We start from the raw sequence: 11,611 nt of genomic DNA on the forward strand, positions 1-11,611 counted from the left end.
GCATTTTAGAGATTATTCACATATACGGTTCTCTTGGAAGATTTATAATAGATTATGTCTCTAATTTTCATAAAATCGCCTCCAATAAAAGAAGATTTTACTGATTATGGAAACCCCTTTGAACGAATTCAAAAGTGACGAAAAAACAAAAAAATCCCTGCTAAGTAGCAGGGATTAAATAAATACATTTAATTTTGGTCTTTTTCCCTTATTTTTAAGAATTCAAGACCTCTAAGCAGAGCGTCTCCGCCTAAACCGGCAATAATCGATAAAGAAACAACTTTAAATGCTGAATCAGGCTCGGAAAAAGTGATTAAACAAGCAGCAGCAAGTCCACCTAAAATTACTTCTTCTAAAAAACCCAAGTAAATGAATTTTTTCGTTTTTCTAGGCTTGATAATTCTTCCTTCTTTTCGAATATGTCCTGCAGCACCGACAAGTCCACCAATCAAAAAAGCGAAGAAAATGTTCAAATACATTTGGACTTCACCTCCTAAAGTCGAGATTTTTTTAGCGACCTTAGGTTGATTCTGGATGTAATATTAGTTTATAAAATTTTCCAAAAAATAGAATGTGTATAAATATTCATTTTTCAGAAAAGTCTATAGTCAAGAAATCATAGATTTTTAGATAATTATAAGAAATTAACATGATTATGTATTCATATAAAAGAAAAAGCCGGCAAAAAGATGCCCGCTTTCATTCATGCTAATGAATATGCCGATATACACCAATGACTTTGCCTAAAATGGATACATTACGGAGAATAATTGGCTCCATTGTAGAGTTTTCTGGTTGAAGTCTAATATAATCTTTTTCCTTAAAGAATCTCTTAACAGTTGCTTCGTCATCCTCAGTCATCGCAACAATAATATCGCCATTATTGGCAGTTTGCTGCTGCCTTACAATGACATAATCCCCGTCAAGAATTCCTGCCTCTATCATACTTTCACCCATAATTTCGAGCATAAAAACCTGATCAGCATCAGGTGCCAGTCTTTCGGGCAGCGGAAAATATTCCTCAACATTTTCAATAGCTGTAATCGGCTGACCAGCTGTTACTTTTCCTACAATTGGAACATTCACGATCTTATAGTCAGGAGCTTGTACAGTTCCTTCTAAGTCTAATATTTCAATAGCACGCGGTTTCGTTGGATCTCTCCGAATTAAGCCTTTGCTTTCTAATCTAGCAAGGTGGCCATGGACAGTAGAGCTAGAGGCTAAACCCACTGCTTCGCCAATTTCTCTAACAGATGGTGGATAACCTTTTTGTCTCACTTCCTCTTTAATAAAATTTAATATATCCTGCTGCCTTTTTGATAATTTCGCCATCATAATCACACCTCTTATGATTTTCTTTCCCTAATTATAGCACCACTTACAATATAGTACAAACATAAGTTCGAATAATTGTTGACACAAAACAAATGTTCGGTTTATAATAAAAATCAATAAGCGAACATATATTCTTAATGAGGTGTGTAAGTATGAAAAAATTGTGGAATCAATATTCGTATGCTATTATTCTATTCGTTTTAAGCTTTTTTACCGCGTTCATCTTAATAAATCAGCTTGGAGAATCCGAAAATATTAAATATATAAAAATTACTGTCAATGATGGCGATACATTATGGCAAATAGCTGAAGAATTTTCAATGGATCATGAATTAACAGCAATAGAATTTATTAGCTGGGTCGAGCGGAATAACGGAATTTCAGGGGAAAGAATCTTTCCGGGAGATGAACTCGTCATTCCTGTATTAAAGGATTATTCATCAGAAGTTCATACCGAGTTAGCAAGTTCCCAATAAAAATATTTTGTGGAAGGGCATTACACATGAAAGCAATTATTTATTGTAGAGTAAGTACAACGAAAGAATCACAGGAAACATCATTGGCTAGACAAGAGGAAGAATTAACAGAGCTAGCAATTAAAAATGGCTTCGAAATTGTTCAAGTCATTCGCGAACAGGCTAGCGGCTATGATTTAGATCGCAATGGAATTATTAATCTCCTATCACTTATTAAAGATAAGGAAATAAAATATGTTCTTATTCAGGACGAGACTAGACTTGGCAGAGGCAATGCAAAAATGGCTATCCTACACTGTATATTAAAAGAAGGTGTTTTATTATATAGTGTTACCCACAACGGGGAGCTTCAGCTATCTGAATCGGACTCAATGGTATTAAATATCGTAAGTTTGGTGGAGGAATACCAAAGGAGAATACATAATATAAAAATTAAGCGGGGAATGAGGCGTGCTGTCCAAAAAGGATTCAGACCTGAGAAAAACCTTACAAATCTCGGCATGCATTCAGGCAGGGATCGTATTGAGGTACCCATTGAAGAGATCGTAAGACTCAGGAAAAATGATTTAACATTCTCAGAAATTGCAGCAACACTTACAGGGCTTGGATATCAAATATCTAAAGCAACAGTACATCGAAGATACCAGGAGTATATCGATACAAAAGCAGTGATAGAAAAGTAATGCGAATAATTCTTAAATATATATTGCTGAAACTCTATCAAATTGGGTAGGGTTTTTTCCTAATATGCCTTTCTTGTCAAAATGGCTCTTTTTTAGTAACATTGCAATGGGATTCAATGAAAAAATAAAGGAGCTAAACTATGCTGCCAAAAGATAAACTAAATCGAATTAATGCTCTTGCAAAGAAGGCAAAGGAAGTAGGATTAAATGAAACCGAGGCGAAGGAACAGTCTGCCCTGCGCAAAGAATATTTACAGACCTTTCGCTCATCTATGCTGACTACGCTTAAAGGTGTTACCATTGTTGACCCTAAAGGAAATGATGTAACCCCTGAAAAGCTTAAAAAGGTACAAAACAAAGATCTGTTACATTGATGAGTAAGAAACATGAATTGAAGGATACAGCAAATGTTTCCTTCCTTACATATACATAAGTTTTTAAGGCAAAATAATAAATAATAGAATTTTAAGCATTATTTATACATTTTGTTGTATTAGAAGGGCGCTAACTTTAATATTAGAAGAGTAATAATAATTAGCAGAAGGGATGTATCACATGTTTGATCAAAACGATGCTTTATCCATAAGTTCCATTCGTACTTTATCTATTGATGCAATTGAAAAAGCAAAATCAGGTCACCCTGGTATGCCAATGGGAGCAGCGCCAATGGCATATACACTTTGGACTCAATTTATGAATCATAATCCTAAAAATCCACAATGGTTTAATCGTGACCGTTTTGTTCTATCAGCTGGCCACGGTTCTATGCTTCTATATAGCCTTCTTCATCTTTCGGGATATGATGTATCAATGGAAGATATTAAAAGCTTCAGACAATGGGGAAGCAAAACTCCAGGACATCCTGAGTTTGGTCATACGCCTGGTGTCGATGCAACTACTGGTCCTCTTGGGCAAGGAATAGCTATGTCAGTTGGAATGGCGATGGCTGAGCGCCATTTAGCAACTGTCTATAACAAAGATCAATTTAATTTAATTGATCATTATACATTCAGCATTTGTGGTGACGGGGATCTAATGGAAGGTGTCTCCGCAGAAGCAGCTTCTCTTGCTGGCCACCTTAACCTTGGGAGATTAATAGTGCTTTATGACTCCAATGATATTTCCCTTGATGGTGACTTAAATAAGTCGTTCTCTGAAAGTGTTGAACAAAGATTTAAATCATATGGCTGGCAATACTTAAGAGTAGAAGATGGGAACGATCTGACTGAAATCGCAAATGCGATTGAAGAAGCGAAACTAGATGTTAATCATCCAACGCTTATTGAAGTAAAAACAGTCATCGGATATGGATCACCAAATAAATCAGGAAAATCTGATGTTCATGGAGCTCCTCTTGGTGCAGATGAATTAAAGTTAACGAAAGAATCTTATAAGTGGACTTTTGAAGAAGACTTCTATGTTCCTGAAGAAGTGTATGAGCATTTCAGAAAGCTTGTCGCAGTACAAGGAGAAAAGAAGGAGCAAGAATGGAATGACCTATTCGCTCAATACAGAAGTGAGTTTTCCGAGCTTGCAAGTCAGCTCGAGCAAGCTATTAACGGCGAGCTTAAGCAGGGCTGGGCAAATGATATACCTGCTTATGAAGAAGGAAAAAGCATTGCGAGCCGTGCGTCATCAGGAGAGGCATTGAATGCCATTGCCAAAAACCTACCATCCTTTATCGGAGGATCTGCTGACCTTGCAGGTTCAAATAAGACAATGATTAAAGGAACTGCAGACTTTACTCCAAAAACCTTTGATGGAAAAAACATTTGGTTTGGAGTTCGTGAATTTGCAATGGGAGCTGCTTTAAATGGAATGGCTTTACATGGAGGATTAAAAGTATTTGGAGGTACCTTCTTTGTTTTCTCTGACTACTTGCGTCCGGCTATTCGTCTAGCTGCATTAATGAAGCTGCCTGTTACGTATGTGTTTACACATGACAGTATTGCTGTTGGTGAAGATGGACCAACACATGAGCCTATTGAACAAATAGCTGCTTTGCGTGCAATGCCAAATCTATCTGTTATTCGTCCTGCTGATGGAAATGAAACAGCAGCTGCTTGGAAATTAGCGGTTGAATCGTCAGATAAGCCAACAGCCCTTGTATTAACGCGACAAGATCTGCCAACATTAAAAGGTACAAAAGAAGCAGCATATGATGGCGTTTCAAAAGGGGCATATGTTGTATCACCTGCTAGTAAAGAAAAAGCTGATGCATTATTAATTGCTTCCGGATCAGAGGTAAGCTTAGCCGTGGAAGCGCAGCAAGCTTTAGAAGCTGATGGTATTTCAGCAACGGTTATCAGTATGCCTTCATGGGATCGTTTTGAAGCTCAATCTAAGGAATACAAGGAAAGTGTTATTCCTAAAGATGTGAAGAAAAGATTAGCGATTGAAATGGGTGCTTCTCTTGGCTGGCATCGCTATGCTGGTGATGAAGGAGATGTCCTTTGTATTGATCAATTTGGTGCATCTGCTCCTGGCGAAAAAATCATCGAGGAATATGGTTTCACGGTTGATAATGTTGTGGCGCGTGTTAAATCCCTATTCTAGAACTATTACGAAAGAGAAGAGTGCTAAAGGCTCTTCTCTTTTTGTCATTGATAGCTATTATTTTCTAAAAATTCTTCGTTTCGACAAAATAAGCGAATGTTTTTGACGGTTTAAGACACAATGTTCAATTTTACATAAGTATAATGAGAGGAAAGGGGGTTTGTCCCGGAAGGAGAGGTTTGGATGAGATCCTATCAGTTATATTTAATTGAAGATGAATTTGCCTCCCACTATTTTGGCAGGGAGAGAATGTTTTTTCAGTTATTTCAAGAATTCGAGCACGCGGCTGGTACTATGGAATCCATACTAGCTAGACAAATTCAATTTATAACAAAGCCGATACCGGGATTAAAACTTCATCAATATATTAACCAGCAGATGTATCGAAATAAAGATTTTTTGACACATAAAGGGTTATATTATATAGAAATGGGAAAAAGAAGCAGCGCTAAACTAGAGATTAAGGACCGATGTTTAATATTAGAAGCGAGTGGAAATTATGATGCGGAGACGATCTTTTTTGAGGTGCTTAGAAAAAGCGAGTCGTCTTTTCTGGCAATTGATATCGAACATCATCGTTACGGTTGGCTAAAACCAATTAAGGAAAGAAAATTAGTTTAAAATATGATAAAATCATAAAGCAAATATTGTATAATAGCCTTTGGTTTAGTACACTGTATGTTAGACAACACGAAGGAGGAAATTTGAATGTGGACTTATATTCTAGTTGGTATTCTGGCACTTCTTGCTGGTTTAGCACTAGGATTTTTCATTGCTCGAAAATATATGATGAGCTATTTAAAGAAAAATCCGCCAATTAATGAACAAATGTTAAAAATGATGATGATGCAGATGGGTCAAAAGCCATCGCAAAAGAAAATTAATCAAATGATGAACGCCATGAATAAGCAAACAAAATAATGGTGGACGGGCACTCAGTAATGGGTGCTTTTTTATGTAATAAAATTCACATTATATAAATCTTCCTATTTTTTGTAATATTTGATACACTATTTAAGCTAAAGTATTATGATCAAAAGGCAACTATTACCTTTCATTTGATGTCTTTTGAAAGGTACAGACTTAGATGCAGTTTTTTTAATTCTGGAGGACTTAAGAGATGAGAGTGTTCTTAGATTTAATGTGGTTTTTTAAACAAGAGAAAAAACCTTATTTAATAGGTATCCTAATGTTATTGCTTGTAGCTCTGCTGCAGCTTGTTCCTCCTAAAGTGATAGGTATTTTTGTTGATCATATAAAGGATCAAACTTTATCTTGGAACAACCTTTTTCAATTATTGGGTGCATTAGTTGGAGCTGCTATGCTCATGTATATTTTACGATATTATTGGAGAATAATGATTTTTGGTTCAGCTGTTAAACTATCGAAAATATTAAGGAATAAACTCTATCATCATTTCACAAATATGTCCCAATCCTTCTATCAAAAGAAGCGGGTTGGTGATTTAATGGCACACGCAACAAATGATCTTCAAGCTATTCAGCAAACGGCCGGAGCAGGTGTATTGACACTTGTGGATTCATTAGCCACAGGCGGATTTGTTATTATTGCCATGGCCGCAACAATTAGCTGGAAACTTACTTTAATCAGCTTAATTCCGATGCCCCTTATGGCCATTTTAACGAGTTGGTACGGAACTATGCTTCATAAGCGCTTTCATAAGGCACAGGAGGCATTTTCAGCTTTAAATGATAAAACACAGGAAAGTGTAACAGGGATTAAAGTGATTAAAACATTTGGTCAAGAGAAAGAGGATATTGAGGATTTTAGGAAGCAATCTGAGGATGTCGTTAAAAAGAACGTCTCTGTTGCCAGAATCGATTCATTATTCGACCCTACCATATCAATTATAGTAGGCATTTCCTTTTTCCTGTCCATTGCCTTTGGTGCAAAATATGTACTTAATGAAGAAATGACAATAGGGGAGCTAGTTTCGTTTACGACTTATTTAGGACTGCTTATCTGGCCAATGCTCGCATTTGGCTGGCTCTTTAATATTGTTGAAAGAGGGCGTGCCTCAAATGATCGCGTTACCTCACTCCTTTCGGAAAAGGTTGATATTTATGATCTTCCTGACGCGCTAGAAACGGTTCCAAGTGGGGATATTGAATTTAACCTTTCTACATTTACATATCCAGAGGATAAAATGCCATTATTGAGGGATATCCATTTTACCTTGAATAGAGGAGAAACGTTAGGGGTTGTAGGTAGAACAGGTGCGGGGAAAACAACTCTGTTAAAATTATTGATTCGTGAATTTGAAGGGTATGATGGTACCATCATGTTTGCTGAAAACCCATTAAATCATTATCAAATTGAAAAGCTAAGAGAAGCAATTGGCTATGTACCACAGGACCATTTTTTATTTTCGGCAACTATTGCTGAAAATATTGCTTTTACAAAGCCACATGCAGATATTGAAGAGATTTATGCAGCTGCAAGGCTAGCAAACATTCATGACGACATTTTACAGTTTTCAGATGGCTACGATACGGTTGTTGGTGAACGTGGAGTATCTCTTTCTGGCGGGCAAAAACAGCGCATCTCCATTGCTCGGGCTTTATTAATGCAGCCTGAGGTATTGATATTGGATGATTCATTGTCTGCTGTTGATGCTAAAACGGAGGAAGCCATTTTGTCTGCATTAAGACAAGACCGTGAAGGGAAGACAACGATTATTACTGCACATCGTTTAAGTGCCATTCAGCATGCTAATCTTATTATTGTTCTTGACAATGGGAAAATTGTCCAAAGGGGCACTCATGAGCAGTTAATGCATGAGAACGGCTGGTATAAAGAGATGTATTTACAGCAGCAGCTAGAAGAATTGGTTGAGCAGGGAGGTTAGGATGATGAATGAAATTAAGGGAATAGAAGGAAAGGAACAGAGGAAAATTCTTTTTCGTCTTCTGTCCTATACAAAGCCCCATAAGAAAACGATGGTCCTAGCCTTCAGTTTGCTATTAATGACAACTATTGGTGATGTTCTTGGACCGATATTGATTAAGATTTTCATTGATGACTATTTAAGACCACGAAATTTAGAATTTGAACCTCTATTTGCATTAGGGGCAGCCTTTATTGGGATTCAAATTATGAATGTACTTGTCTCTTATTTTCAATTGCTGAAATTTCAGGAGATCGCTTTAAAGATCATTCAACAGCTTCGTGTAGACGTTTTTACGAAGGTCCAGAAGCTTGGACTAAAGTATTTCGATAAAACACCTGCTGGAAGTATCGTCTCAAGGGTAACCAATGATACAGAAGCAATAAAGGATATGTTTGTGAGTGTGATCGTAACGTTCATTCAAGGGGCATTCCTTTTAGTGGGTATTTTTATTGCCATGTTTATCTTAAATGTTAAACTTGCTCTATTTTGTTTAATAATCCTGCCAATTCTATTCTATATCATGCAGACTTATAGAAAATATAGCTCCATTTTTTATCAGGATATGAGGGAGAGGCTGAGCCAGCTTAATGCGAAGTTAAGTGAATCATTGCAAGGCATGTCAATCATTCAAGTTTTCCGCCAAGAAAAACGGCTTAGACAGGAATTTGAAAATATTAATGAAAAGCACTATCAAGCAGGGATGAAAAATATTAAAATTGATAGTCTGTTATTACGGCCAGCCATTGATTTAGTTTATGTTTTCGCATTAATCATGATATTAAGCTTTTTTGGCATCACTTCATTCAATAGCCCAATCGAAATCGGAGTTATTTATGCATTTATCAGTTATTTAGATCGTTTCTTTGAGCCTGTTAATCAAATGATGATGAGACTTTCTATGTACCAGCAGGCTATTGTCGCAGCATCAAGAGTATTTAAGCTTGTTGATGAAACAGAGCTTGCCCCTAAACAGCCGGAGAACGCGAAAAAGCAAATTTTGGATGGGGAAATTGAATTCCGCAATGTAAGCTTTTCTTATGACGGAAAGAGAGACGTTTTGAAGAATATTTCCTTTACAGCTAGACCTGGAGAAACTGTTGCCCTGGTAGGGCACACCGGAAGTGGAAAGAGCTCAATCATTAATCTCATGATGCGTTTCTATGAATTTGAAAGAGGGGAGATTTTGATTGATGGAGAATCAATCAAATCCTATAGCAAGGAAGAGCTAAGGATTAGAATGGGATTAGTCCTTCAGGATCCGTTCCTTTTTTTCGGTACGATTAATGATAATATTCGTCTCCATAAACAAGAACTAAGTGACCAAGAAATCTTAGATGCAGCTCAATTTGTGCAAGCTCATGCTTTCATTGAAAAATTAGAGAATGGTTATAATCAGCAGGTAGTAGAAAGAGGTTCTACCTTCTCAAGTGGACAAAGACAGCTAATCGCTTTCGCAAGAACGATTGCTGCAAATCCAAAAATACTCGTTTTGGATGAAGCAACCGCTAATATTGATACAGAAACTGAAGAAGCTATTCAGTTTGCTTTAGAAAAAATGCGAAAAGGGAGAACGACAATTGCCATTGCCCATCGTCTGTCAACGATTCAAGATGCTGAGTTAATCCTTGTCCTGCATCAAGGTGAAATTGTCGAGAGAGGAAACCATCAAGAGCTTCTAGCCAGACAAGGTTTATATCATAAAATGTATTTATTGCAAAACAGTTCAGGAGAAAAAGTGGGAGATGTCGTTTAAGACCTTATTTTTTATACTGCTAGTAATGGGTAAAAAAAGTTTTACAAAAAAGAAAATCCAGCTCAGGTATGTTTACCTAGGCTGGTTATTTTAGTGTGTGGGTATTTTTTTGCTATGATTGCGGTGATACTCATTCAGCAAAAGATCAAGTTCTTGGCTATATCTGATGGCCGTGGATGAAGCTAAGCCATTTTTCATCGCCACTTGTATCAGTTCAATTCTCTTCTGTTCAATTAAATTGAGTAAATCTTTGTTAGACACATCCAGTTATCCTTTCAGATCGTTATAAGGAGAAACAGCATTTCCAACGAACTTGTTGTTTCTAGAAATGTAAAAACATGATAGATTAAAACAAAATTTGTTAACATATGCTATAGTATAGCGAATTTTGGGAATAAATTCAAAAGAAACTTCTATAATAACTAAATTATTTTATCGTATTATCTTAAAATTGAGGAGAGAGACACAAATTGTTCAAATCTATTCATTATCATTTCCTACTAACATTTGTTAGAATGAAGAATGAATCGTTTTGAACAGGAGATGTTATGATGGCTGATTTAAATGTGTTCATTGCGTTAGGTGCTGGATTTTTAAGCTTTATTTCACCATGCTGCTTACCCTTGTATCCAGCTTTTTTATCTTATATAACAGGTATGTCTGTTGGTGAACTTAAAGAAGAAAATGCTATGCTCCAAAGGCGAAGCATGATGCATACATTGTTTTTCTTAATTGGATTTTCACTTATTTTTATTGCAATTGGTTTTAGTACTTCATTTCTTGGAACTTTCTTTATGGATTATCAAGATTTGATCAGACAAATTGGAGCCATATTTATCTTCATCTTTGGTTTAATGGTAGTTGGTTTTCTTAAACCGGAGTTTTTAATGAAGGAAAGAAGATTTGAGTTTAAAAACCGTCCTTCTGGCCTGCTAGGGTCAATATTAATAGGAATGGCATTTGCTGCAGGCTGGACTCCATGCACAGGTCCAATACTTGGTGCCGTTTTCTCACTTGCGGTTTCAAATCCTAATTCTGCAATGATTTATATGTTTGCCTATATTCTTGGTTTTGCTGTTCCGTTTTTTGTCCTTTCTTTCTTTATTGGGAAGCTAAAGTGGATTAGAAAGAACAGTCTACTAATTATGAAAGTAGGCGGTTACATTATGATGGTAATGGGTGTTGTCTTGTTTTTTGACTGGATGACAAAAATCATTGCCATACTATCACCTTTATTCGGAGGATTTACTGGCTTTTAACCTAACTGAAATGTAAAAATTTTGTGATTGACCTGATAGAAAATAAAGAAATAAAATAAACGGGCGAAATTTGTCGGTCTTTTTAAATTGAAATTTCACGCAATTTTAGATATATTTTATAGTATGTTCTTTCTTAGAGTAAGAATAATCTAGCTTATATCAAGTCTCATATAGTTCATGAACCCTATTAATTGTAGAAATTATTAGAATATACTTCCGATGTAGTTGTCGAGGGGGAAACAGCGATGGCAAGAATACTAATTGTAGATGATGCAAAGTTTATGAGGATAACATTATCCACGATCTTAAAAAAAGCGAATCATGAGATTGTTGGCGAAGGTGAAAACGGCAAAGAAGCTGTTCAACTATATGAGGATTTATTGCCAGATTTAGTGACCATGGATATTACAATGCCCGAAATGAGCGGACTTGAAGCAGTGAAGGAAATTAAGAGGCAATATCCAAGTGCAAAAGTTATTATGTGTTCTGCAATGGGGCAACAAAAGATGGTTGTAGAGGCGATCGAATTGGGAGCGAAAGATTTTATTGTAAAGCCGTTTGATGAAGGCCGTGTCCTAGAGGCCGTAAATAGAGTATTAAGTTAATTTGTAAGCACATGCTGCCTCTGTTTAATCCGA

13 protein-coding genes are annotated in these 11,611 nt (G+C 36.3%); 10 read left to right on the forward strand and 3 right to left on the reverse strand.

Annotation, left to right across the window (positions count from 1 at the left end; all coding sequences use genetic code 11):
* Positions 1–188 precede the first annotated feature (188 nt).
* A complete protein-coding gene (locus V7122_RS19255) occupies positions 189–479 on the reverse strand; it encodes a DUF4257 domain-containing protein (RefSeq protein WP_335354539.1) in 291 nt (96 codons plus the stop codon).
* A 229-nt stretch (positions 480–708) separates the two neighbouring features.
* The gene (lexA, locus tag V7122_RS19260) at positions 709–1,332 is read right to left on the reverse strand and encodes a transcriptional repressor LexA (RefSeq protein ID WP_335354544.1); all 624 of its coding nucleotides are present in this window, start codon (positions 1,330–1,332) and stop codon (positions 709–711) included.
* Between the two features lie 155 nt (positions 1,333–1,487).
* Between lexA and yneA the strand changes: the two genes are divergently transcribed.
* The 8 genes from yneA (at position 1,488) to V7122_RS19300 (ending at position 9,714) form a co-directional block, all read left to right on the forward strand.
* Positions 1,488–1,811, forward strand: coding sequence for a cell division suppressor protein YneA (gene yneA / locus V7122_RS19265; protein WP_335354540.1), 324 nt, complete (start codon positions 1,488–1,490; stop codon positions 1,809–1,811).
* Positions 1,812–1,837: 26 nt separating this feature from the next.
* Positions 1,838–2,494 carry a YneB family resolvase-like protein gene (locus V7122_RS19270; protein WP_335354541.1) on the forward strand — a complete coding sequence of 219 codons (657 nt, stop codon included), beginning with the start codon at positions 1,838–1,840 and terminating at the stop codon, positions 2,492–2,494.
* Between the two features lie 140 nt (positions 2,495–2,634).
* Positions 2,635–2,868 carry a DUF896 domain-containing protein gene (locus V7122_RS19275; RefSeq protein ID WP_335347875.1) on the forward strand — a complete coding sequence of 78 codons (234 nt, stop codon included), beginning with the start codon at positions 2,635–2,637 and terminating at the stop codon, positions 2,866–2,868.
* Between the two features lie 181 nt (positions 2,869–3,049).
* Positions 3,050–5,050, forward strand: a complete 2,001-nt coding sequence (gene tkt, locus V7122_RS19280) for a transketolase (RefSeq protein WP_335528344.1) — start codon at positions 3,050–3,052, stop codon at positions 5,048–5,050.
* 183 nt (positions 5,051–5,233) lie between these two features.
* A complete protein-coding gene (sirA, locus tag V7122_RS19285; protein WP_335354543.1) occupies positions 5,234–5,671 on the forward strand; it encodes a sporulation inhibitor of replication protein SirA in 438 nt (145 codons plus the stop codon).
* Between the two features lie 87 nt (positions 5,672–5,758).
* Complete coding sequence (locus V7122_RS19290) at positions 5,759–5,971, forward strand: YneF family protein (RefSeq protein WP_335347872.1); 213 nt, start codon at positions 5,759–5,761, stop codon at positions 5,969–5,971.
* Positions 5,972–6,170: 199 nt separating this feature from the next.
* Positions 6,171–7,919, forward strand: a complete 1,749-nt coding sequence (locus V7122_RS19295) for an ABC transporter transmembrane domain-containing protein (RefSeq protein WP_335528347.1) — start codon at positions 6,171–6,173, stop codon at positions 7,917–7,919.
* Between the two features lies 1 nt (position 7,920).
* Complete coding sequence (locus V7122_RS19300) at positions 7,921–9,714, forward strand: ABC transporter ATP-binding protein (RefSeq protein ID WP_438824797.1); 1,794 nt, start codon at positions 7,921–7,923, stop codon at positions 9,712–9,714.
* A gap of 90 nt (positions 9,715–9,804) precedes the next feature.
* Here the strand turns inward: V7122_RS19300 and V7122_RS19305 are convergent, their stop codons facing one another.
* Positions 9,805–9,975, reverse strand: coding sequence for an aspartyl-phosphate phosphatase Spo0E family protein (locus V7122_RS19305; RefSeq protein ID WP_335347869.1), 171 nt, complete (start codon positions 9,973–9,975; stop codon positions 9,805–9,807).
* 290 nt (positions 9,976–10,265) lie between these two features.
* Between V7122_RS19305 and V7122_RS19310 the strand changes: the two genes are divergently transcribed.
* On the forward strand, positions 10,266–10,973 hold the full coding sequence (locus V7122_RS19310) for a cytochrome c biogenesis CcdA family protein (protein ID WP_335490854.1): 708 nt from the start codon (positions 10,266–10,268) through the stop codon (positions 10,971–10,973).
* A gap of 245 nt (positions 10,974–11,218) precedes the next feature.
* Complete coding sequence (locus tag V7122_RS19315) at positions 11,219–11,578, forward strand: response regulator (protein ID WP_335490856.1); 360 nt, start codon at positions 11,219–11,221, stop codon at positions 11,576–11,578.
* Positions 11,579–11,611: the final 33 nt, after the last annotated feature.

This window comes from Bacillus sp. JJ1532 (assembly GCF_036965085.1).
GTDB lineage: Bacteria > Bacillota > Bacilli > Bacillales > Cytobacillaceae > Cytobacillus.